Below are 23,534 nucleotides of genomic sequence, written 5' to 3' on the forward strand. Positions count from 1 at the left end.
CCGTTCCCGTCCCTCGCCTTCTCCCCCGCCGACACCGCGCCGGCCCGTGGCGCCCTCCGCCCGCGCGCTCCTGGCTGCATTCGGATGCCCCCGCGCTCTCCCTGAACGGGCCGTGGCGGTTCCGTCTCTCGCCCGGCGCGCCGCCGACCGAGGAGATCGCCGCCGAAGGCTTCGACGACACCTCCTGGAACACCATCCCCGTTCCCTCGCACTGGGTGCTGCAGGGCGACGGCGAGTACGGCCGGCCGATCTACACGAACGTTCAGTACCCGTTCCCCATCGACGCCCCGCACGTTCCCGACGAGAACCCGACAGGCGACTACCGCCGCACCTTCGTCGTGCCGGCGGAGTGGTCGGGGTCCGAGCGGATCGTGCTGCGCTTCGACGGCGTCGAGTCGCTGTTCAAGGTCTGGGTGAACGGGCAGGAGATCGGGTCGGCGAGCGGCAGCAGGCTCGCCCACGAGTTCGAGGTGACGGATGCGGTGCGAGCCGGCGAGAACACCATCGCCGTGCGCGTGCACCAGTGGTCTGCGGCGAGCTACCTCGAAGACCAGGACCAGTGGTGGCTGCCCGGAATCTTCCGTGACGTCACCGTGATCGCCCGCCCGCAGGGCGGCATCGAAGACGCGTGGCTCCGCACGGCCTACGCCGACGGCCTCGGCACGGTCGCGACCGAGGTCACGGCCGACGCAGGCGCCTTCCCCGTCACGCTGCGCATCCCGGAGCTCGGTGTGGAGCAGGTCTGGGCCGCCCCCGGCGACGTCACCCCGGTCTCCGCCGGCACGGTCGAGCCGTGGACGGCCGAAACCCCCCGGCTCTACACTGCGACCCTCTCGAGCGCGGCCGAGAGCATCGATTTCCGTCTCGGCTTCCGCACGGTCGAGATCCGAGGCGACCGGTTTCTCGTGAACGGGCGCCGGGTCGTGTTCCACGGGATGAACCGGCACGAGACCCACCCCGAGCGCGGCCGGGTCTTCGACGAGCAGCACGCCCGCGACGACCTCGCGCGGATGAAGCGGTTCAACGTCAATGCCATCCGGACGAGCCACTATCCGCCGCATCCGCGCCTGCTCGACCTGGCCGACGAGCTCGGTTTCTGGGTGATCGACGAATGCGATCTCGAGACCCACGGCTTCTCGGCGAACGACTGGGTCGCCAACCCGAGCGACGACCCGATCTGGCGCGACGCCTACCTCGACCGCATCCGGCGCACCGTCGAACGGGACAAGAACCACCCGAGCATCGTGATCTGGTCGCTCGGCAACGAGTCGGGAACCGGCGCGAACCTCGCCGCGATGTCAGCGTGGGTGCATGCACGCGACCCGGAGCGCCCGGTTCACTACGAAGGCGATTACGCCGGCGAGTACACCGATGTGTACTCGCGGATGTACTCCTCGATCAGCGAGACCACCGAGATCGGCACCGACGGCTCACTGGCACCACTGCTCGGCTGCACGCCCGCCCAAGGCGCCCGTCAGCGCACCAAGCCGTTCCTGCTCTGCGAGTACGCGCACGCCATGGGCAACGGCCCGGGCGCGCTCGACCAGTACGAGGCTCTCGTGCACGAGCACCCGCGCCTGCACGGCGGGTTCGTGTGGGAGTGGCGCGACCACGGCGTCCTGACCACGACACCGGACGGCGTGCCGTTCTACGCCTATGGCGGCGACTTCGACGAGGTCGTGCACGACGGCAACTTCGTGATGGACGGCATGGTCTTGAGCGATGACACGCCAACCCCGGGGCTGCACGAGTTCAAGACGGTGGCCCAGCCGATCCGGTTCCTGTTCGACATCGACTCCGTCGAGCTCGCCAATCTGCGGCACACGGCGGACGCATCCGACCTGCGATTCCTTTGGCGGATCGAGCACGATGGCGCTCCGGTGACGGCGGGCGAACTGGAGGTTTCCGCCCTCGCGGCCGGGTCGTCCATCTCCGTGCCGCTCCCCCGCATCCCGGTGGCCGATATCGGGGAGACGTGGCTGACCATCGATGCCGTGCTGCGAGACGACACGGCGTGGGCTGAGGCCGGGCATGTGGTGGCTTCCGCCCAGCTCGACCGCTCGGCGGTCACCCCCGTGATCCCCGCCCTCGCGGTGGCCCCTCAGGGTTCGGCGGAGGGCACGCTCGCCCTCGGTCCGGCGCTCTTCGAGAACGGGCGACTGGTCAGCATCGCCGGAAGACGGGTCGACGGCCCGAGGCTGGAGCTGTGGCGGGCTCCGACCGACAACGATGAAGGGGCGTCCTCCGCCGATCCGCGCGGCAGCGATGCGAGCATCGACGGCGTCTCGAGCGCCGAACTCTGGCGTGGCCAAGGCCTCGATCGTCTGACGCACCGGATCGTCGAGGCGAGCGGAGACGCATCCGGAATCCGCACGCTCACGAAGGTCTCGGCCGCGAACTCCGCGCACTCCGTGCTGGTCGACACCGCCTGGAGTCTCATCGACGGCGAGCTCGACCTGCGCGTCGAGATCCTGCCTTCGACAGGCTGGGGCACCGTCTGGCCGCGCATCGGGGTGCGATTCGAGCTGCCCGACGAGGACGGGGCGAGCATCGACGGCGCAGCCTGGTTCGGGCGGGGGCCGCTGGAGTCGTACCCCGACAGCAGGCATGCGGCGCACGTAGGGCGGTTCGAGTCGACGATCGCCGACCTCTCCGTCGACTACGCCCGCCCGCAGGAGACCGGTCACCGATCCGACACCCGAACGCTCACACTGCGCACCGCCGAAGGGGACCAGTTCAGCCTCACGTTCCTGCCCGATACCCGCGGCCGCCGACCCGGCTTCACACTGAGCCGGAACACGCCCCAACAGCTCACGGGGGCGACCCACCCGTTCGAGCTGCCGGAGAGCGACACCAGCCACCTGATCATCGATGCGGCCCAGCACGGGCTCGGCTCGCGCGCCTGCGGACCTGACGTCTCGCCCGACTCGGCGCTCCGGCCGGAAGCCCGCACCATCCGCATCCGTTTCACCATCGCCTGAGACATCGAAGCGGTCGCGCTCCCCGACACGCAGAGTGCGCAGAGTGAGAAGGCGACCGCTTCGACGTCAGACGGCCTATTTGTTGAGCGGACTCATATCGGCGTAGCGGTCGCCGACCGGAGCCGCGACCTCATCCAGTCGCGACAGCTGGTCGCCCGAGAGGGTGAGAGCGTCGGCCGCCACGTTCTGCTCCAGGTTCTCCACGCGACGGGTGCCCGGGATGGGCGCGATGCCGTCGCCCTGAGCGAGCAGCCAGGCGAGCGCCACCTGACCGGGCTTCGCCTCCACCTCCCGGGCCACGGCGTCCACCTGCTCGACGATGCGGATGTTGGCCTCCAGATTGTCACCCTCGAACCGCGGATTGAATCGACGGAAGTCGTTCTCGTCCAGCTGGTCGAGGGAGCGGATCGTCCCGGTGAGGAACCCGCGTCCGAGCGGAGAGTACGGCACGAAACCGATGCCGAGCTCGCGCACGGTCGGCAGCACCTCCGCCTCCGGATCGCGCGTCCACAGCGAGTACTCGGTCTGAACCGCGGTCACCGGATGCACGGCATTCGCCCGTCTGATCGTCGCCGGAGCGGCCTCCGACAATCCGTAGTGGCGGATCTTACCCTCCTGGATCAGCTCGGAAAGCGCGCCGACGGTGTCCTCGATCGGCGTCCCGGGGTCCATCCGGTGCTGGTAGTACAGGTCGATGTAGTCGGTGTTCAGCCGACGCAGCGAGCCTTCCACCGACAAACGCAGGTTCTCGGGCGAACCGTCGAGGCTGCGCACCGGTTGGCCGTTCTCCTCCGGCACCCGGTGGTTGATCGTGCCGAACTTCGTGGCGATGACCACCTGGTCGCGCTTGCCGGCGAACGCCTTCGCCAGGAGTTCCTCGTTGATGTACGGCCCGTAGATCTCGGCCGTATCGAAGAAGGTGACCCCGAGATCCAGCGCGCGGTGGATGGTCCTGATCGAGCCCGCGTCGTCGGTTCCGGCGCCACTGTAGAACGCGGACATGCCCATGCAGCCGAGGCCGAGCCGGGAGACCTCGAGGTTCGCGGTTCCGAGTGTTGTCGTTTTCATGCGGTTACCTTTTCCTGATAGAGACCGATCTTGTGGTCGATCGCGGCGAGACTCGCGGTCATCTCCTCAAGCCGCTGCACCACGTTCATCCGGTGGATGAGCAACAACTCGAGGCGGTCGGCGGAGGTGTCGTCGCCGCGCCGGGCGAGGGCGACGTATTCGCGCATCCGGGCGATGGGCATCGAGGTGAGACGCAGCTTCGTGAGGAAGATCACCCAGTTCACATCGGCCTGCGAATAGCGCCGGTGCGTCGACGACGCCCGATCGACCGGGGAGAACATGAGCCCCTCCCGTTCGTAATACCGCAGGGTGTGCGCGGAGAGCCCGGTGAGCCGGGCGACATCGGAGATCGCCAGCGACAGAGAATCGGTCATGGGAGCCACGATAGGACTTCGAGTGCACTCTCAGTCAAACGCGGGGCATAGTCTGAGGCGACGGAGCCACTCGGCCCCCGACGAGGGAGCCGCAATGTCCGAAACACCGTCCACCACCGCCGACCTCGCCACCGCCGACCTCACCACCGCCGACCTCACCCTCGGAGTCCTCGCGACCTCGGCGAAACCGGATGAGCGACGCCTGCCCCTGCATCCGGCCCGCCTCGACCGCATCGAGCCGGCCCTTCGGGAGCGGATCCTGCTGGAGCACGGGTACGGCGAGCGGTTCGGACTCACCGACGACCAGCTGCGTCCGCTGGTGCGCAGGATCGCCTCCCGCGCCGACATCATCGCGGCCGCCGACGTCATCCTCCTGCCGAAGCCCCAGCCGAGCGATCTCGACGAGCTGCGCGACGGACAGGTGCTCTGGGGATGGCCGCACTGCGTGCAGGACAGGGAGATCACGCAACGCGCGATCGACAAGCACCTCACCCTGATCGCCTTCGAGGCGATGAACCATTGGACGAGCAAAGGCAATTTCGCCCTCCACGTCTTCCACGCGAACAACGAGCTCGCCGGATACTGCTCGGTCATCCACGCCCTGTCGCTCGTCGGCCTCACGGGAGACTACGGGCGGCGGCTCAACGCGGTCGTGATCGGCTTCGGCGCCACGGCGCGCGGTGCGGTCACCGCGCTCAACGCTCACGGTGTGCACGATGTGCAGGTGCTCACCAACCGCGAGGTCGCCGCGGTCGGGTCGCCCATCCACTCGGTGCGAATCGTGCAGTTCGACCACGACGATACGGAGCCCTACCTCAGCCAGGTCATCACGGAGCGGGGGCGGGTCCCTCTCGCGCCCTTCCTGGCGGCGGCCGACATCGTGGTCAACTGCACCCTGCAGGATCCGAACGCCCCGCTCACCTATCTCACCGAGTCCGATCTCGGCGGGTTCGCGCCCGGAAGCCTGATCGTCGACGTCTCCTGCGACGAGGGGATGGGGTTCAGCTGGGCCCGCCCCACAACGTTCGCCGAGCCGATCTTCGAGGTCGGCGACCACGTGCGCTATTACGGAGTCGACCACAGCCCGTCGTACCTCTGGGATTCGGCGACCTGGGAGATCGGGGAAGCGCTCACTCCGTTCCTCGACGTGGTGATGGCCGGGCCGGCGGCCTGGGATGCGGATCCGACGGTGCGCCGAGCGATCGAGATCCGCGAGGGTCGCATCGTGAATCCGGCGATCCTCACCTTCCAGAACCGGGAGCCGCTCCCGCCGTACCGGGATGTCACCCCCCGCTGATAGCGTCACGGCATGGCCATCACCCAGTACTACGTCGCGTCCTCGATCGATGGTTTCATCGCCGACTCATCCGATCGCATCGACTGGCTGCTCGCATTCGGGTTCGAGGAGTTCTCCACCCACTACGACGCATTCCTGGCGGGGATCGGCGCGATCATCATGGGGGCGGCGACCTACGACTTCCTGCTGGCCGACGCGGGCACGGCCTGGCCGTACCCGGGCATCCCGACCTGGGTCGTGACACACCGCACACTCCCGGTCATCGACGGCGCCGACATCACGTTCTTCTCCGGCGACCTCGCCCAGCTCGACGGGGAGCTCCGCGACGCCGCCGGCGATCGCGATGTATGGGTCGTCGGCGGCGGTTCCATCGCCGCGCAGCTGGCCGCCGCCGGCCTGCTCGACGAACTGCACGTGACGATCATGCCGGTGCTCGTCGGCTCCGGAAAGCCGCTGCTGCCGGTCACCGAGGTGACGAAACCCCTGCGGCTCATGCGCAGCACGCCCTTCCCGAGCGGTGCCGTGGAGCACGTTTACCGCCTGCCCTGATCGGGCAGGCTACGCCTCCAGGTGCCGCTCGCTCAGCTCGTCGGCCGGCAGCGGGCGGGCGATCGGGATGCGGCTGCCGAGCACCTGGGCCACCAGGTCGCGGGCGATCTTCTGCGGCGTCAGCCCGGCCCCTTCGAGGATCTGCTCGCGGGTGGCGTGGTCGATGAACTCGTCGGGCAGCCCGAGCTCGTCGACCGCGGTATCGATGCCGGCCTCGCGCAGATCCTGACGGACCCGGGTGCCGATCCCACCCACGCGGATGCCGTCTTCGATGGTCACCACGATGCGATGGTCGGCCGCGAGGGAGAGCACGCTCGCCGGCACGGGAACCACCCAACGCGGGTCGACGACGGTCGCCCCGATGCCCTGCGCCGCGAGTCGGTCGGCGACCTTCAGGCCCAGCTCGGCCATCGGTCCCACTGTGACGATGAGGACGTCTTTGCGTTCCGACTCCCGCAGGATGTCGACACCGTCGACGGTCCGCCGCACGGCATCGATGTCGGGACCGACGGAGCCTTTCGGAAACCGGAGCACGGTGGGAGCGTCGTCGACCGCGACGGCCTCCGCCAGCTCCTCGCGAAAACGAGTGCCGTCGCGGGGAGCGGCGAGGCGGATGTTCGGGACCACCTGCAGGATCGCCAGATCCCAGATGCCGTGGTGGCTCGGCCCATCTGGACCGGTGACCCCAGCCCGATCGAGGACGAATGTGACGCCGGCCTTGTGGAGTGCCACATCCATGAGCACCTGGTCGAAGGCACGATTGATGAACGTCGCGTAGATCGCCACGACCGGATGCAGCCCGCCGAACGCGAGACCGGCCGCGCTCGTCACGGCATGCTGCTCGGCGATTCCGACATCGTGCACACGGTCGGGGAACCGCTCCGCGAACTTGTGCAGGCCGGTCGGGCGCAGCATCGCCGCGGTGATGCCCACGAGCCGAGGATTATGCTCGGCGAGGCTGAGGATCTCGTCGGCGAAGACGCCGGTCCACGACGGTTTGCTCGAGTTCGAGATCGTCTCACCGGTCTCGGGGTCGATCTGACCCACCGAGTGGAACTGGTCGGCGTCGTCTCGCAGGGCGGGTTCGTAGCCACGGCCCTTCTGGGTGATCGCGTGCACGATCACCGGCGCTCCGTAGTTCTTCGCCTGCCGCAGCGCCTCCTCCATCGCCTCGATGTCGTGGCCGTGCACCGGGCCGATGTACTTGATGTCGAGGTTGGAGTACAGGGCCTCATTGTTCGAGAATCGGCTCAGGAAGCCGTGCAGACCGCCGCGGACGCCCCGGTAGAGCGACTGACCCGGACCGCCCAGCTTGTCGAACGCGCGACGGCTCGACAGGTAGAGGTTGCGGTAGCCCGTGCGGGTTCGCACCGTGTTGAGGAAGCGAGCCATGCCGCCGATCGTCGGAGCGTAGGAGCGGCCGTTGTCGTTGACGACGATGATGAGGCGACGGGTGTTGTCGTCGCTGATGTTGTTGAGCGCCTCCCAGGTCATGCCACCGGTGAGCGCCCCGTCGCCGACCATGGCGACGACGTGGCGGTCGTTCTGGCCGGTCATCGCGAATGCACGCGAGATCCCGTCGGCCCAGGAGAGGGAGCTGGAGGCGTGCGAGCTCTCAACGATGTCGTGCACCGACTCGGAACGTTGCGGGTAGCCCGCGAGGCCGCCCCTCTGGCGCAGCATGCTGAAGTCTTGGCGACCCGTCAGCAGCTTGTGCACATACGATTGGTGTCCGGTGTCGAACACGATGGCATCGTGCGGCGAGTCGAAGACCCTGTGGATGGCGATCGTGGATTCGACGACGCCCAGGTTCGGACCGAGGTGCCCGCCGGTCTTGGACACGTTCGCCACGAGGAAGCCACGGATCTCGCCCGCGAGTTGAACGAGCTCCTTCTCGGAGAGCGCGTCGAGGTCGCGGGGACCATGGATGGTCTCGAGGATGCTCATGCTTCGAGTCTAGGCGCGCTGAAATCGGAGATGGCTCGGAATCGCTTCCGAGCCATCTCGCGATTCTTGCCTAGACGAGACTCCGCAGCACGTACTGCAGGATGCCGCCGTTGCGGTAGTAGTCCGCTTCACCCGGTGTGTCGATGCGCACCACGGCATCGAACTCGATCGTCTGCTTGCCCGCGGGCGAGTCGACGGTCGGAGCGGCGACGACGTGCACCGTCTTGGGTGTGGTGCCCTCGTTGAGCTCTTCGAGACCCGAGATCGACACTTCTTCGGTGCCGTCGAGGCCGAGCGACGCCCAGCTCTCGCCGGCGGGGAACTGCAGCGGAACGACGCCCATCCCGATCAGGTTGGAGCGGTGGATGCGCTCGAAGCTCTCCGTGATGACCGCGCGGACGCCGAGGAGGCTCGTGCCCTTCGCCGCCCAGTCCCGCGACGACCCGGAGCCATACTCCTTGCCTCCGAAGATGACCAGCGGTGTGCCCTGCGCCTGGTAGTTCTGCGACGCGTCGTAGATGAACGACTGCGGGCCGCCCTCCTGGGTGAAGTCGCGGGTGTACCCGCCCTCGACGCCGTCGAGCAGCTGGTTCTTCAGCCGGATGTTCGCGAACGTTCCGCGGATCATGACCTCGTGGTTGCCGCGGCGGGAGCCGTAGGAGTTGTAGTCCTTACGGTCGATTCCGTGCTCGTCGAGGTAGCGTCCGGCGGGGCTGTCGGCCTTGATGTTTCCGGCCGGGCTGATGTGGTCGGTGGTGACCGAGTCGCCGAGCTTGGCCAGGACGCGGGCGCCCTGGATATCGGCGACCGGGGTGGTCTCGAGGGTCATGCCCTCGAAGTACGGGGGCTTCCGCACATAGGTCGACTTCTCATCCCATTCGAAGACCGATCCGGTCGGGGTCGGCAGCGACTTCCAGCGCTCGTCGCCCTCGAACACGCTCGCGTACTCGTGCGTGAACATGCCCTCGTTGATGGAGGAGTCGATCGTGTCCTGCACTTCGCCGGCGTCGGGCCAGATGTCTTTCAGGAACACATCGTTGCCATCCTGGTCCTGGCCGAGCGCGTCGACTTCGAAGTCGAAGTTCATCGACCCGGCGAGGGCGTACGCGATGACGAGCGGCGGGCTCGCGAGGTAGTTCATCTTCACATCGGGGTTGATGCGACCCTCGAAGTTGCGGTTGCCCGAGAGCACCGCGGTCACCGCGAGGTCGTTCTGGTTCACGGCCTGCGAGATCTCGTCGATCAGCGGCCCGGAGTTGCCGATGCAGGTGGTGCAGCCGTAACCCACCGTGTAGAAGCCGAGGTCTTCGAGGTAGCCGGTGAGTCCGGCCTTCTCGTAGTAGTCGGTGACGACCTTCGATCCGGGGGCGAGGGTCGTCTTGACCCAGGGCTTGGACGTGAGGCCCTTCTTGGCCGCATTGCGGGCCAGCAGACCGGCCGCGAGCATCACCGACGGGTTCGACGTGTTCGTGCACGAGGTGATCGCCGCAATGGCGACCGCACCGTGATCGAGCGTGAACGAGTCGCCGGTCTCGGCGATCGTCACCGGGGTCGGGCTCGACGCGGTCTTGGGCGCGTGGCTGTGGTGGTGGTGGAGGTGGTGGCTGTTCGAGTCCTCCGGGCTCAGCTCACCCGGGTCGGACGCCGGGAACGACTCCGAGATGGTGAGGTCGACGAGGTCGTGGTCGATCTCGGCGTAGTCGCCGAGATCTTTCTCGAACTGGCCCTTGGCCTCGGCGAGGATGATGCGGTCCTGCGGGCGTTTCGGGCCGGCGATCGACGGCACGACCGTGCCGAGGTCGAGCTCGAGGTACTCGCTGAACGCGGGCTCCTTGCTGGCGTCGTGCCACAGCGTCTGCAGCTTGGAGTACTCCTCGACGAGCTTGATCTGCTCCTCGCTGCGGCCGGTGAGCCGCAGGTAGTCGAGGGTCACATCGTCGATCGGGAACATGGCGGCGGTCGAGCCGAACTCCGGGCTCATGTTGCCGATGGTGGCGCGGTTGGCCAGCGGGACCTCCGCGACACCGGCGCCGTAGAACTCCACGAACTTGCCGACCACGCCGTGCTTGCGCAGCATCTGGGTGATGGTGAGCACCACGTCCGTCGCCGTGACGCCGGTCGGGATGGCACCGGTGAGCTTGAAGCCGACCACCTTCGGGATGAGCATGGAGACGGGCTGGCCGAGCATGGCCGCCTCGGCCTCGATGCCACCGACGCCCCAGCCGAGCACGCCGAGACCGTTGACCATGGTGGTGTGCGAGTCGGTGCCGACGCAGGTGTCGGGGTACGCCTGCAGCGCACCACCGACCTCACGGGTCATGGTCACGCGCGCCAGGTACTCGATGTTGACCTGGTGCACGATGCCGGTTCCCGGCGGGACGACCTTGAAGTCGTCGAACGCGGTCTGGCCCCAGCGGAGGAACTGGTAGCGCTCGCCGTTGCGCTCGTACTCGATGTCGGTGTTGCGCTCCAGCGCGTTCTCCGTGCCGAAGAGGTCAGCGATGACGGAGTGGTCGATGACCATTTCGGCGGGGGCGAGCGGGTTGATCTTCTTCGGGTCGCCGCCGAGCGCCGAGACGGCCTCGCGCATGGTCGCGAGGTCGACGATGCAGGGGACGCCGGTGAAGTCCTGCATGATCACGCGGGCGGGGGTGAACTGGATCTCGGTGTCGGGGTCGGCCGCCGGATCCCAGCCACCAAGTGCCGTGATGTGGTCGGCTGTGATGTTCGCGCCGTCTTCGGTGCGAAGCAGGTTCTCCAGGAGAACCTTGAGGCTGAACGGGAGCTTCTCGTAGCCCTCGACTCTGTCGATCCGGAATACCTCGTACTCGGTCGACCCGACTTTCAGAGTGTCTTTCGCTCCGAAGCTGTCTACAGCAGACACAGTGCCCTCTCCTTCATCGGCCGGCCTGGTATTGCAAGCCTTCGTCCATCTTGGTTGTGCGCCGAAGTGTGTTTCCAGCAAGGCAAGCCTAAGTCGCCCGCTCGATTATTTATCTCGACATCAAGATAAATCTACCACGTCGGATCGGGTGGGTCGGCACTCACTCGCGATCGAAAACGAGACCCCGCCGACGGGCGAGACGGTAGAACAGTTCGATGCCGGCCGCTCCCACTGCGCCGACCGCGATGCCCCACAACAACTCCGGCGAGAACGACACGTGCATCTCGAAGAAGGCGCGAGTGGAGGGCAGCACGCACACAAGCACCATCGCCGCACTCACCCCGCCGAGCAGGCCCCACCGTGGGCCGCTGAGGGGCCGTGTGAGCACGCAGAGGATCCACAACGACACGCAGAACAGCGCGATGGTCGTCACGCTGCGTGCCTCACGCAGCGGGATCGAGCGATACAACGGCAGATAGGCCACGATGCAGGTGAGTCCGGCGATGATCCCGGTCGGCACCGAATACCGGATGATCCGCTTCAGCACACCCGGCGTGTAGATCCGTCGGTTCGGCGCCAACGCCAGGAAGAACGACGGGATGCCGATGGCCAGCGTCGACACGAGCGTCAGCTGACGCGGCAGGAACGGGAACGGCCAGAGCAGCGCGGCGCTCACCAGCGCCAGCAGGATGCCGTAGACCGTCTTCGCCAGGAAGATGTTCGACACCCGTTCCACGTTCGCGATCACGCGCCGTCCGAAGGCCAGCACATCGGGCAACCTGTCGAACCGGTTATCGAGCAGCACCAGGCGCGAGACGGCCTTCGTAGCCGCGGTGGCCGATCCCATGGCGATGCCGAGATTCGCATCCTTGATGGCCATCGCGTCGTTCACCCCGTCACCGGTCATCGCGACCGTGTGCCCCTCGGCGCGGAGGAGCCGGATGGCCGTGCGCTTCTGTTCGGGACTCACTCTTCCGAAGATGTCGGAGGTCGCGAGCGCGGTGGCGAGCGCCTCGTCGTCACCGAGGGTGGAGGCGTCGACGGCGTCGCCGCCCAGATCGAGGCTCCGCGCGATGGCCGCGACGGTGATGGGGTTGTCGCCCGACATCACGACGACCCGCACCGACTGTTCGGCGAAGTAGCCGAGCGTGGCGGCCGCCTCGGGTCGTATCGACTCACTGAGCACGATCAGGCTCGCCGGCTCGACGGCCAGCCCGGACAGCGGAACATGCGAGCCGGGCGGGAGCGGTTCGAGCGTGCGGACGAGAGCGAGGGTGCGCTGCCCGGTTGCGGCGATGATGTTCGCCCTGTCGAGCTCGACCGGGTGGTCGGTGAGCACCCGCTCGGGAGCGCCGAGCACCCACGACGATTCGACGCCGTCGACGGTCAGCACGACCCCGCTGTATTTGGTCGCCGAGCTGAACGGCACCCGCCGCACCACCCGGTAGCGGTCGGACCGGAACCGGCTCGAGAGGATGCCGGAGGTCGCGTTCCCCGTATCGTCGGCCCCGAACGCAGCCAATGCGATGTCGGCGTCGGCGACGGACACCGCCCCACCGATCGGCTCGGCGCGGTCGAAGGCGAGCTCCCCGCTGGTGAGCGTTCCCGTCTTGTCGAGGCAGAGTACGTCGACCCGCGCCAGGACCTCCACCGCGGCGAGCTCCTGCACGAGCACCTTGCGCCCCGCGAGCTGGATCGCGGCCACCCCGAACGCGAGACTCGTCAGCAGCACGAGACCTTCCGGGATCATGCCAACCACTGCCGCCACCGCGTCCAGCAGCGCACGCCGCCAGCGGGTGTCGACGAACAGCTCGTTCCAGCCGCCGTAGGCGAGCACCCGGCCGACGAGGGTGATCAGGATGACCGGGCCGAGAATCCAGGAGAGATAGACGAGGATGCGGTTGGTCGCATCCCGCAGCTCCGAATGCACGAGCGAATGCTTGCGGATCTCGCTCGTGAGCTTGCTCGCGTACGAGTCCGCTCCGACCGCCGTGACGATCGCATATCCTGTGCCGCTCACCACATGCGAGCCGGAGAGCAGCGCGGCGCCCTCGTCTTTGAACACCGGGTCGGCCTCGCCGGTCAGCATCGACTCGTCGAGCGAGAGGCCGGTGCTCTCGGCGACACGCGCATCCGCCGGAATCTGGTCGCCTGGGCGCAGGACGAGCAGATCGTCGAGCACGACTCCCTCCAGCGGGATGGTCGCCACTTCTCCGTCGCGCCGCACCCGGCTCTCGGGAGCGGCGAGCAGGGCTGCCCGGTCCAGTACCAGTTTCGCGCGCACCTCCTGAACGATCCCGATCAGCGCATTCACGATCACGACACCGTAGAAGAACCCGTCGCGCAGATCGCCCAGCACGATCACCGCGACGAAACAGACGGTGAGGATGCCGTTGAACAGCGTGAGGATGTTCTCACGCAGGATGTCGCCGATCGAGCGCGAACTCGACTGCTGCTGCGTGTTCCCCCGGCCGCTCGCGTGCCGCTGCGCAACCTCCGCGCGGGTCAGCCCCTCCCTGGTGCGCGCGTCGAGCATCGGGCTACCCCCGAGCCGGCTTCTTGTCGGTGTCGAACTGCCCCCGCACGACGAACCAGGTGATGAGCAGCAACGGCGCGTAGAGCGGAACGCCCATCAGCAGCTTGGTGATGCCGAGCGCGATCGTCGCCTGGTCGGTGTGCGCAAGATACAGCGGAACCTGAACGATGAGACGCGCCGCGAACAGCAGGAACCAGAAGAACGTGAGCGCCTGCATCACACGGAACGTGCTGCGCACGCGACGCCAGGCGAGGCCGTCGCCCATGAGATACCCGGCCGCGAGGCCGATGAGCGGCCAGCGCACCAGCATGGAGATCAGGATGGCGGCGCCGTAGGCCGCGTTCGTCCAGATGCCGAGAATGAAATTGTCTTCGCCTCGCCCGGTGATCAGGGCGAGGATGGCCGAGATCCCGACCCCGAGGAGACCGGCGATCGCCTGGGTGACCGGTGTCTTGCCGACGATGCGGACGATCGTGAATACCACGGCCACGAGAACGGAGCAGCCGATCGACAGGGGGACGTTCTGGGTGAAGGTGTACAGCACCAGGAAGACGAGACCGGGGAGGATCGTCTCGGCCAGGCCGCGCACGCCGCCGAGCGCCCCCAGCAGAGCGGCTCCGGTCGGCGTCTCGCCGTCGGCGAGCTGCCCGAGCCCGGATTTCTGCGCCGCCCGGGCGAGGGACTCGCCGATGGCCGAAGGAACCGCATCGGTCTTCTCCGCCTGGTCGTCCGGGTCTCGTTGAGGGTCCTGTGGTGCGCGGTCGGTCATGCTCACGGCCTAGAGCGACGTGTAGTTGTCGGGGCCCGTCGACGGCGCCGCCGGCATCCGGAGCGGGATGAGGTCGCGCGGCGGCATCGGAGTGTCACCGCGCACCACGACGATGCTGCGGAAAAGATCTTCGACGAGAGCCGCGGCTTCCGGCTTCACAGCGGCATCCCCGGCGATCACGCCCCGCAGGAACCAGCGCGGCCCGTCGACCCCGACGAAACGGGCGACACGGGTCTCGCCCGGCGCACCCTGAGGCGCCGCGACCGGGATCTCGGCGACGAGTTCCGGTCCGAAGACACCGTCGCGCTCCGAGGTGCGACCACCCTGACGTTCGACCTGCTCGGAGATCTGTTCGCGGATCTCGTGCCAGAGCCCGCTGGAGCGCGGAGCGGCGAACGGCTGCACCTGCAGCGTCGAGTTCGCGTAGTCGAGACCGACGGCGACGACCCGCTGGGTCTCCTCCTCGACCTCCAAACGCAGGTGAAGCCCCTCACGGGGAAGGATCTTCACCCCGCCGAGGTCGACGTAGGGGCGAACCGGGTTCGCTTCGCTCTCGTCGAGCGGCCCATCGGTCTCACGGTCTTCCGGCGCCGACTTCTCCCAGTTCTGGCGGTCGGTGCTACTGCTGTCGCTCACGCGTGTTCTCCTACCTGGGCACTACCTGCTGATTCCGCGCTGTATCCGGTGGAGCCGAATCCGGCCGACCCGCGGTGGCTCTCCGGCAAATGGTCGACGGGCACGAACCGCGCCCGGGTCACCGGCATGACGATCACTTGCGCGATCCGGTCGCCGACGGCGATATCGTACGGCATCGACGTGTCGGTGTTCAGAACCGTCACGCGGATCTCCCCGCGGTAGCCGGCATCGACCGTCCCCGGCGAGTTCACGATGGTGATGCCGTGACGGGCCGCCAATCCGCTGCGCGGAACGACGAACGCGGCGTAGCCGTCCGGCAAGGCGATCGACACGCCCGTGCCCACGGTGCGGCGCTGTCCGGGGTCGAGAGTCACGGCTTCAGTGGCACACAGATCGGCGCCGGCATCACCCGGATGCGCGTACGCGGGGATGAGGTCGGCGATGATCGGAACGTCAACAGGATCGGTCACGTGTCGAGGGTAGTGCAGAAGTCTGATCGAATAGGGACATGGACCTGTACCGTGAGCGCCTGTGGGCCGCCCCCTGGCTCTTCATCTCAACCGCCCTCGTCATCCCGGCGAGCATCCTCGTCTTCGCGCCGATCTCGATGCCTGTCGGCATCGTCGTCGCGATCGTGCTCTATCTCGCCATCGTGGGGATGTTGATCGCCTCCTCCCCCACGATCCGCGTGACGAAGAGCGAACTGATCGCCGGCCGCGCCGCCATCCCCCTGACCATGATCGGTCAGCCGACCGCGTACAAGGACGATGAGGCGAGCCTCGAACGCGGGCAGCGGCTCGACGCCCGGGCTTGGCTGCTCATCCGCGGCTGGGTCAAGCCTGTGGTGAAAGTGCCGGTGCTCGATGTGAACGACCCGGCACCGTACTGGGTGCTCTCAACAAGAAACCCGGACCGATTGGTCCGGGTTCTCGATGAGGCTCGCCTCGCGCCGCTGCCGTAGGCAGCCTGCCGTCAGGCCGCGCACTCCACGCAGATCGGTCCGAGCTTTGTCTCGTGATCGATCTGCGAGCGGTGCTTCACCAGGAAACAGTTCACGCACGTGAACTCATCCGCCTGGGGCGGCAAGACGACGACGTCGAGATCGAGGTCCGACAGGTCGGCACCAGGGAGCTCGTATCCGCCGGGGTTGTCCGCGTCTTCGACGTCGACAACCCCTGACATCTTGTCCGGAACTCGCTCCTTGAGGGCCTCGATCGACTCGGAGTCGTCTTCGGTCTTCCGCGGTGCGTCGTAATCCGTTGCCATGCCCATCCACTTCTCGTACTTAACGGCCGATTCTTCGCAATCGGCGGCCATAGTTTGCATCAATCCCCGGGGAATAGCAAACCACTCGGCGGGCTCTCGGCGATTGCTCGGTTTTCAACTTCCGGCGCGCCACGGTTATTCCCCGGAATCCAGCCCGTGACGTGGCATTCTTGGGCCGTACGTAGACAGCTGGGAAGGCATCCACCATGCAGGATTTGAAGGTCATCGGGGTCGAGAACGGTGCACTCGTCGCCGTCGGCGACGACGGTGAACGGTTCCGCATCGCCATCGACGAGGTTCTCCAGTCGAAAGTGCGCCAGTTCAGGCAGGAAACGCCGACAACGGCGGCCAAACTCTCGCCGCGGGAGGTGCAGGCGCACATCCGTTCCGGCATGTCCGCCGAAGATGTCGCCGCCGTCACGGGCTCTCCGATCGAGTACATCCTGCGCTTCGAGGGGCCGATCGTCGCCGAACGCGAGCACATCGTGGCGAGCGCGCTGAGCGTTCCGGTGCACACCTCCGTCGAAACCGATCCTCTGGGCGAGGGTGACTCGTTCGGCGCCGTCATCCGGGAACGTCTTGCCTCGCTCGGTGTCACCGGCGAGCGCTGGGCGAGCTGGAAAGACAGCGAGGCCGGCTGGATCCTCAAGCTCGAGTTCACCGCCGACCTCATCGACCACGACGCCCGCTGGGGTTATGACGTCCGCAAGCACGCGCTCGCCCCCCTGAACTCCGAGGCCACGACGCTCTCGCAGGCCGGCGAGCTGCGCGGAGCTCTCATCCCGCGCCTGCGCGCGGTGATCCCCCGCGACAGCGAGCCGGACGAATCCCGGTTCGACAGCGGAGCGTTCACCTTCGCCGAACCGCAGAGCGACCAGATCGGGCCGGACACGGCGCCGTTCCTCGAGTCGCTCGGATACGGTCGCACGGTGACCTCGGCGAACAACTCGATCGCAGTCAACGCCATCAAGCGCGCCGACGACGAGACGCCGCGCGATCTGCATCAGACCGCCGACCTGCTGGAAGCCCTGCGCCGCCGCCGAGGCGAGCGCGAAGCCGCGAACTACGAAGCCGGGCCGACCGACGACGTCGCTGGCGAGACCGCCGAGATTCCCGCCGAGACGCCGGCCGAAGCGCCGATGCGGATCGTCGAGGAACCGTTCGACATCTTCACGATCCCGTCCGACGGGGCACCGGCACCTGCTCCGGCCGAGACGGCATCCATCGCGTCGTCGTCCACCAGCACCGCGTCGCAGCAGCTGTCGGGCCCATCATCGACCGGCCCGTCGTCGACCGGTTCGCAGCCGCGTGCCGGCAAGAAGGGCCGCGCCTCGATGCCGAGCTGGGACGAGATCGTCTTCGGTGCCCGCACAGACGACGATCTGGCCTAGAACGCGCCGAATCGCAGAAGGGGCACGCGAGTCTCGTCGGCGGTGAGCGAACCGTGCTGTCCGACCATGTTCCGGCCGGTGCGCTGCAGGTCGCGGGAGTCGTAGTAAGCGACACGTTTGCGTGCCGCGACCAGCACATCCCCGATGCGCGGCAGCACCTCGGGATGCACCGAAGGACCGAACCAGCCGGCCGCCACAGCCTCTGACCGGGTCGCGATCCACGCCCGATCCCCTTCCACGGAACGCCAGCGTTCGGCGAGCTCCTGTGCGGCGCGCTCGCCCGGCGTCACGAGATGAAGCTGCAGGCACCGGGGCTCTCCGGCGATCTGTGCGACACCTTTCACGAGCTCGGGCGCCGTGTCGAACAGGATGTGCCCCGTCTCCGGAACATCGACCACCCCGTGGTCGGCGGTGAGCAGCACGCCCTGCCGCGGGCCGAGCCGCCGGGCGAACCCGGCGACGAGCGCATCGAGGGACTCCAATGCCGCTGTCCAGTCGGGAGACTCCCAGCCCTTGGCGTGGGCTATCTGATCGAGCTCGGCGACGTAGAGGTAGGTCAGGCTGGGCTCCGGTGCCGACAGGATGCGCTCGGCGGCCTCGAACCGGTCGGCCATCGTGCGCGCCGCGACGTACTCGGCGCCTCTCAGGATCGCCCTGGTGAACCCGGAATCGACGTATTTGGGCAGTCCGATGGCCCAGCTACGGATTCCCGCTGCGCTCGCGCGTTCGAACACGGTTCGCGAACGCTGCCAGGTGGCGGGGTCGAGTCGGTCGCCCCAGCCGCTCAGCTGGTTGACGAGACGATCGTTCGCCGCATCGCGCACCCGGTACCCGACGAGACCGTGCTCGCCCGGCAGAGTGCCGGTCGCGAAGGAAGCCAGGGCGGCCGCGGTCGTCGTCGGAAAGCCGGCATCGATCGTGGTCGTCTTGCCCAGCAGCGGGGCGAGGAAGCGGGCGTGGCCGGCGCGCGCCCGCAGAGCGCTGGCGCCGAGCCCGTCCACGACGATCACGACGGCCCGATCGACCCCGGGAAGGCCCAGTTCGTTCTGCGCACCGCCGAGTGCGGCCAGCGAACTTGGCAGAACTGCGGCAAGGCTCGTCCGTGTCGTGTAGGCGGCCGGTAGCATGGGGGGCATCTGGCCCAGTTTGTCATACGGCGTTCCGGTCGACGAGCGGGGCCAGCGCCGTGATCCCCCACCTTTCATTTCCAGATTGCACGAATGACTCCGACAGACGACACGCCCGCCGCGGGCACCACCGAACGCATCGAAGACGTCGACGTCACGACAGAGATGCAGGGCTCGTTCCTCGAATACGCCTACTCGGTGATCTACTCGCGCGCTCTCCCCGACGCCCGCGACGGCCTGAAGCCGGTGCAGCGACGCATCATCTACCAGATGACGGAGATGGGGCTGCGGCCAGACCGCGGACATGTGAAGTCCGCCCGTGTCACCGGCGAGGTGATGGGAAAGCTGCACCCGCACGGAGACAGCGCGATCTACGACGCGCTCGTGCGCATGGCGCAGGACTTCACCCTGCGGGTGCCGCTCATCGACGGTCACGGTAACTTCGGTTCCCTCGACGATGGCCCCGCCGCCCCGCGATACACCGAGGCGCGTCTCGCCGCCGCCGCGCTCGCGCTGGCCGAGGACCTCGACGAGGATGTCGTCGACTTCGTCCCCAACTACGACGCTCAGCTGATGCAACCGGATGTGCTCCCCGCCGCGTTCCCGAACCTGCTGGTCAACGGCGCCGCCGGCATCGCGGTCGGCATGGCCACGAACATGGCCCCCCACAACCTCATCGAGGTGGTCGGCGCCGCACGGCACCTGCTCGCGCATCCCGAGGCCACGCTCGACGACCTGATGGAGTATGTTCCCGGTCCGGACCTCCCCACCGGAGGAACCATCGTCGGTCTCGCCGGCGTGCGCGACGCCTACGCCACCGGTCGGGGCAGCTTCAAGACCCGCGCCAAGGTCACCGTGGAGTCGATCACCGCCCGCAAGAGCGGCCTCGTGGTCACCGAGCTCCCCTACCTCGTCGGCCCCGAGAAAGTCATCGAGAAGATCAAAGACGGCGTCAACGCGAAGAAGCTCTCAGGCATCTCCGACGTCACCGACCTGAGCGACCGCCAGCACGGCCTCCGCCTGGTCATCGGCATCAAGACCGGGTTCAGCCCGGATGCCGTGCTCGAGCAGCTGTACCGCCACACGCCGCTCGAAGACGGCTTCTCGATCAACAACGTCGCGCTCGTCGCGGGCGGACCCCAGACCCTGGGACTGCGCGAGCTCCTCAGCGTCTATCTCGACCATCGCATCCAGGTCGTCACCCGGCGCTCCCAGTTCCGCCTGGCGCGGCGCAAGGAGCGTCTGCACCTCGTCGAGGGCCTGCTCATCGCGATCGTCGACATCGACGAAGTCATCCAGGTCATCCGTACGAGCGACGACACCGACCAGGCCCGCACCCGCCTGATGGACGTCTTCGATCTCAGCACCCTGCAGGCCGACTACATCCTGGAGCTGCGGCTGCGCCGCCTCACCAAGTTCTCACGCCTCGAGCTCGAGAACGAGAAGGCGCAGCTCGAAGCCGAGATCGCCGAGCTCGAAACCCTGCTCGCCAGCCAGGCGCGCATCAACGCGCTCGTCTCCGACGAACTCGAACAGGTCGCCGTGAAGTTCGGCACTCCGCGCCGCACGCTGCTCACCGAGGCCCGCCCGTCGATCGCGACGGCGTCTGCCCGCGGCAAGCAGCCGGTCGTGCTCGAGGTGGCGGATGTGCCGTGCCGCGTCTTGCTTTCGACGACCGGTCGCATCCTCCGCGTCGACCAGCAGCCCGGAGGCGAGCCGGACGGCGACGGCGGACTCGACCGTATCGCCCCTCCGGCCCGGCGCAGCAAGCACGATGCGATCCTGTCGCAGCTCGACACGACGACGCGCACCGAGATCGGCGCGGTCACCAACCGTGGCCGGCTTCTGCGCTTCTCCCCCGTCGACCTGCCGGCGGCACCGGTCAACTCGATCCAGCTGGGCGCCGGTGTGAAGATCGGCGACTACCTGGCTCTGGCCGACCGCAAGGAGAAGATCCTCGCCGTCGTCTCGCTCGATTCGCCCCGCTCGATCGCGCTCGGCACCCGGCAGGGTGTCGTCAAACGCGTCACCGCCGGCGATTGGGCGAACAAGCCCGAGTTCGAGATCATCGCCCTCAAGCCCGGTGACGAGGTCGTCGGCGCGGTGCAGGGCGACGACACCGACGAGCTGGTCTTCATCGCCTCCGATTCGCAGCTGCTCCGGTTCCCGGCGTCGGCCGTGCGCCCGCAGGGGCGGCCCGCCGGCGGTATGGCGGGCATCAATGTGACGACGGATGCTCGGGTCGTGTTCTTCACGAGCATCCCTGCCGCCGAGAAAGACGAGGCTGTCGTCGTGACGATCGCGGCCGGCAGCGAGACGCTGCTCGGCGCCGACCCCGGCAGCGGAAAGGTCAGCGAGTTCACGGAGTTCCCGCCGAAGGGCCGCGCCACCGGCGGCGTGCGCTCCCACCGCTTCCTCAAGGGCGAGAACGAGGTCGTGCTCGCCTGGGCCGGTCGCGCGCCCGCGCTCGCTGTCGGCCCCGACGGAGCCGCTCGCACGCTCCCCGAACCCGGTGCCCGCCGCGACGCCTCCGGTGTCCCCCTCGACATGGTCGTCACCTCCCTCGGCCGCCGCCTCGGCTGACCCGCCTACCCGGACCAGCATCGGTGGGGCTCAGGCGATGTGACTCAGGCGTCGATGCGGGCGCGTGAGAGGTCGTCGGCGCCGGCGATGATGAACTCTTTGCGCGGGGCGACGTCGTTGCCCATCAGGAGCTCGAATACGCGAGCAGCCTGCTCCGCGTCGGGCACCCGCACCCGGCGCAGCGTGCGGTGTTTGCGATCCATCGTCGTCGTGGCCAGCTGATCCGCGTCCATCTCGCCGAGGCCCTTGTAGCGCTGGATCGGCTCCTGATACCGCTTGCCGCGCTTCTTCAGGTCGGCGAGCACAGCCTGAAGCTCCGCCTCAGAGTAGGTGTAGATCGTCTCGTTCGGCTTCGAACCGGGGTTCACCACGATCACCCGGTGCAGTGGAGGCACGGCCGCGAACACCCGGCCGTCTTCGATCATCGGGCGCATGTAGCGGAAGAACAGGGTGAGCAGCAGCGTGCGGATGTGCGCCCCATCCACGTCGGCGTCGCTCATGATGATGATCTTGCCGTAACGGGCGGTCGACAGGTCGAAGCTGCGGCCGGAACCTGCGCCGATCACCTGGATGATCGCCGCGCACTCCTGGTTCGACAGCATGTCGGAGACAGAGGCCTTCTGCACGTTGAGGATCTTGCCCCGAATGGGCAGCAGGGCCTGGTGCTCGCTGTCGCGGGCCCGGCGCGCCGTACCGAGGGCGGAGTCTCCTTCGACGATGAACAGTTCGCTGTTGCTCACATCGCTCGACCGGCAGTCGACGAGCTTGGCCGGCAGCGACGAAGTCTCCAGCGCATTCTTGCGGCGCTGCGTCTCCTTGTGGGCGCGCGCCGAGATCCGCGACTTCATCTCGGCGACGACCTTGTCGAGCAGCAACGAGGACTGCGCCTTGTCGTCGCGCTTGGGCGAGGTGAACCGCTCGTTCATCGTCTTCTGGACGACCTGCGCGACGATCGCGCGCACGGCGGGGGTTCCGAGGATCTCCTTGGTCTGCCCCTCGAACTGCGGCTCGGGCAGGCGAACGGTGAGCACAGCGGTGAGTCCGGCCATCACATCGTCTTTGTCGAGCTTGTCGTTTCCGACCTTCAGCCGACGCGCGTTCTGCTCGACCTGCGCGCGAAGGAATTTGAGCATCCCCTGGTCGAAGCCGGCCTGGTGGCTGCCGCCTTTGGGCGTCGCGATGATGTTCACGAAACTGCGCATGACCGTCTCGTAGCCGGTGCCCCAGCGCAGGGCGATGTCGACCTGGCAGTCGCGTCTGAGCTCGGTGGGCACCATCGCACCCGAATCAGAGAGCACCGGGACGGTCTCGGTGAAATGTCCTTCGCCGGTCAGCCGCCAGGTGTCGGTGATCGGGCTGTCCGGCGCGAGGAAGTCGACGAACTCCGAGATGCCGCCCGAGTACGAGAAGGTGGTCGTCTCCCCGTCGGGGCTCCGCTTGTCGTCGATCGAGATGCTGATGCCCGGAACGAGGAACGCCGTCTGGCGGGCGCGACCGATCAGGTCTTCCGCCTGGAACTCCGCGCCCTTCGTGAAGATCTGACGATCGGCCCAGTATCGGATGCGCGTGCCGGTGACACCACGCTTCACCTTGCCGACAACCCGCAGTTCGCTGCCGTTCTCGAACGGCGCGAACGGCGCATCCGGCGTCGGCTCGCCCGTGTCGGCGAAGATGCCGGGTTCGCCACGGTGGAACGACATCGCCCAGGTCTTGCCGTCGCGGTCGACCTCGACGTCGAGCCGCTCCGAGAGCGCGTTGACGACCGAGGCGCCGACGCCATGCAGACCGCCCGAGGCGGCGTACGATCCCGAGCCGAACTTGCCGCCGGCGTGCAGCTTGGTGAACACGACCTCGACGCCGCTCAGGCCGGTCTTCGGCTCGATGTCCACGGGGATGCCGCGAGCGCTGTCGCGGACCTCGACGCTGCTGTCGGCGTGCAGGATGAGCTCGATGCTGTCGCCATGGCCGGCCAGCGCCTCGTCGACGGAGTTGTCGATGATCTCCCAGAGGCAGTGCATGAGGCCGCGGGAATCGGTCGAGCCGATGTACATGCCCGGGCGCTTGCGCACCGCTTCCAGGCCCTCCAGAACCGAGAGGTGCCTGGCCGAATAATCTGAGCTCGCCAC

17 protein-coding genes are annotated in these 23,534 nt (G+C 67.6%); 6 read left to right on the forward strand and 11 right to left on the reverse strand.

Translation table 11 applies throughout. The features are described from left to right. Positions 1 to 74 precede the first annotated feature (74 nt). Complete coding sequence (locus tag K5L49_RS04155) at positions 75 to 2,981, forward strand: glycoside hydrolase family 2 TIM barrel-domain containing protein (protein WP_374107701.1); 2,907 nt, start codon at positions 75 to 77, stop codon at positions 2,979 to 2,981. 75 nt (positions 2,982 to 3,056) lie between these two features. Here K5L49_RS04155 and K5L49_RS04160 read toward each other — a convergent pair whose 3' ends face one another. After that, a complete protein-coding gene (locus K5L49_RS04160) occupies positions 3,057 to 4,049 on the reverse strand; it encodes an aldo/keto reductase (RefSeq protein WP_223690749.1) in 993 nt (330 codons plus the stop codon). Then, positions 4,046 to 4,423, reverse strand: a complete 378-nt coding sequence (locus K5L49_RS04165) for a MerR family transcriptional regulator (RefSeq protein ID WP_223690750.1) — start codon at positions 4,421 to 4,423, stop codon at positions 4,046 to 4,048. The genes K5L49_RS04160 and K5L49_RS04165 overlap by 4 nt, the downstream gene beginning before the upstream one ends. A gap of 94 nt (positions 4,424 to 4,517) precedes the next feature. Between K5L49_RS04165 and K5L49_RS04170 the strand changes: the two genes are divergently transcribed. Together K5L49_RS04170 and K5L49_RS04175 are read left to right on the forward strand one after the other, a co-directional pair. Further along, positions 4,518 to 5,720 (forward strand): N(5)-(carboxyethyl)ornithine synthase, encoded by a 1,203-nt coding sequence (locus tag K5L49_RS04170; RefSeq protein ID WP_223690751.1) that lies wholly within the window; start codon positions 4,518 to 4,520, stop codon positions 5,718 to 5,720. A 12-nt stretch (positions 5,721 to 5,732) separates the two neighbouring features. Next, positions 5,733 to 6,269: a dihydrofolate reductase family protein gene (locus K5L49_RS04175; protein WP_223690752.1), complete on the forward strand. Its 537-nt coding sequence runs from the start codon at positions 5,733 to 5,735 to the stop codon at positions 6,267 to 6,269. A 9-nt stretch (positions 6,270 to 6,278) separates the two neighbouring features. Here the strand turns inward: K5L49_RS04175 and dxs are convergent, their stop codons facing one another. The 6 genes from dxs to dut form a co-directional block, all read right to left on the reverse strand. Further along, positions 6,279 to 8,216: a 1-deoxy-D-xylulose-5-phosphate synthase gene (dxs, locus tag K5L49_RS04180; RefSeq protein ID WP_223690753.1), complete on the reverse strand. Its 1,938-nt coding sequence runs from the start codon at positions 8,214 to 8,216 to the stop codon at positions 6,279 to 6,281. A gap of 70 nt (positions 8,217 to 8,286) precedes the next feature. Then, positions 8,287 to 11,100 carry an aconitate hydratase AcnA gene (gene acnA / locus K5L49_RS04185; RefSeq protein WP_223690754.1) on the reverse strand — a complete coding sequence of 938 codons (2,814 nt, stop codon included), beginning with the start codon at positions 11,098 to 11,100 and terminating at the stop codon, positions 8,287 to 8,289. A gap of 160 nt (positions 11,101 to 11,260) precedes the next feature. Then, positions 11,261 to 13,636 (reverse strand): HAD-IC family P-type ATPase, encoded by a 2,376-nt coding sequence (locus tag K5L49_RS04190; protein ID WP_223690755.1) that lies wholly within the window; start codon positions 13,634 to 13,636, stop codon positions 11,261 to 11,263. A 4-nt stretch (positions 13,637 to 13,640) separates the two neighbouring features. Next, entirely contained in the window at positions 13,641 to 14,405 is a 765-nt protein-coding gene (locus K5L49_RS04195) for a DUF3159 domain-containing protein (protein ID WP_223690756.1), read from the reverse strand. A 9-nt stretch (positions 14,406 to 14,414) separates the two neighbouring features. Further along, entirely contained in the window at positions 14,415 to 15,041 is a 627-nt protein-coding gene (locus K5L49_RS04200) for a DUF3710 domain-containing protein (protein WP_223690757.1), read from the reverse strand. Next, a complete protein-coding gene (gene dut, locus K5L49_RS04205) occupies positions 15,038 to 15,511 on the reverse strand; it encodes a dUTP diphosphatase (RefSeq protein WP_223690758.1) in 474 nt (157 codons plus the stop codon). Before dut ends, K5L49_RS04200 begins: the two co-directional genes overlap by 4 nt. A 38-nt stretch (positions 15,512 to 15,549) precedes the next feature. Between dut and K5L49_RS04210 the strand changes: the two genes are divergently transcribed. Beyond that, a complete protein-coding gene (locus tag K5L49_RS04210) occupies positions 15,550 to 16,002 on the forward strand; it encodes a DUF3093 domain-containing protein (RefSeq protein WP_223690759.1) in 453 nt (150 codons plus the stop codon). A gap of 11 nt (positions 16,003 to 16,013) precedes the next feature. Here K5L49_RS04210 and K5L49_RS04215 read toward each other — a convergent pair whose 3' ends face one another. Further along, entirely contained in the window at positions 16,014 to 16,307 is a 294-nt protein-coding gene (locus tag K5L49_RS04215; RefSeq protein ID WP_026307201.1) for a DUF4193 domain-containing protein, read from the reverse strand. A gap of 206 nt (positions 16,308 to 16,513) precedes the next feature. On the opposite strand from K5L49_RS04215, the gene sepH reads away from it, so the two are divergent. Then, positions 16,514 to 17,698, forward strand: coding sequence for a septation protein SepH (gene sepH / locus K5L49_RS04220; RefSeq protein WP_223690760.1), 1,185 nt, complete (start codon positions 16,514 to 16,516; stop codon positions 17,696 to 17,698). Here sepH and K5L49_RS04225 read toward each other — a convergent pair. Then, positions 17,695 to 18,825: an alkaline phosphatase family protein gene (locus K5L49_RS04225; protein ID WP_223695235.1), complete on the reverse strand. Its 1,131-nt coding sequence runs from the start codon at positions 18,823 to 18,825 to the stop codon at positions 17,695 to 17,697. The two genes, sepH and K5L49_RS04225, sit on opposite strands and share 4 nt — an antisense overlap. Positions 18,826 to 18,918: 93 nt before the next feature. On the opposite strand from K5L49_RS04225, the gene K5L49_RS04230 reads away from it, so the two are divergent. After that, on the forward strand, positions 18,919 to 21,408 hold the full coding sequence (locus K5L49_RS04230) for a DNA gyrase/topoisomerase IV subunit A (RefSeq protein WP_223690761.1): 2,490 nt from the start codon (positions 18,919 to 18,921) through the stop codon (positions 21,406 to 21,408). Positions 21,409 to 21,452: 44 nt separating this feature from the next. Here the strand turns inward: K5L49_RS04230 and K5L49_RS04235 are convergent, their stop codons facing one another. Beyond that, a complete protein-coding gene (locus K5L49_RS04235) occupies positions 21,453 to 23,534 on the reverse strand; it encodes a DNA gyrase/topoisomerase IV subunit B (RefSeq protein ID WP_223690762.1) in 2,082 nt (693 codons plus the stop codon).

It is taken from the genome of Leifsonia poae, assembly GCF_020009625.1.
Classification (GTDB): Bacteria; Actinomycetota; Actinomycetes; order Actinomycetales; family Microbacteriaceae; genus Leifsonia; species Leifsonia poae_A.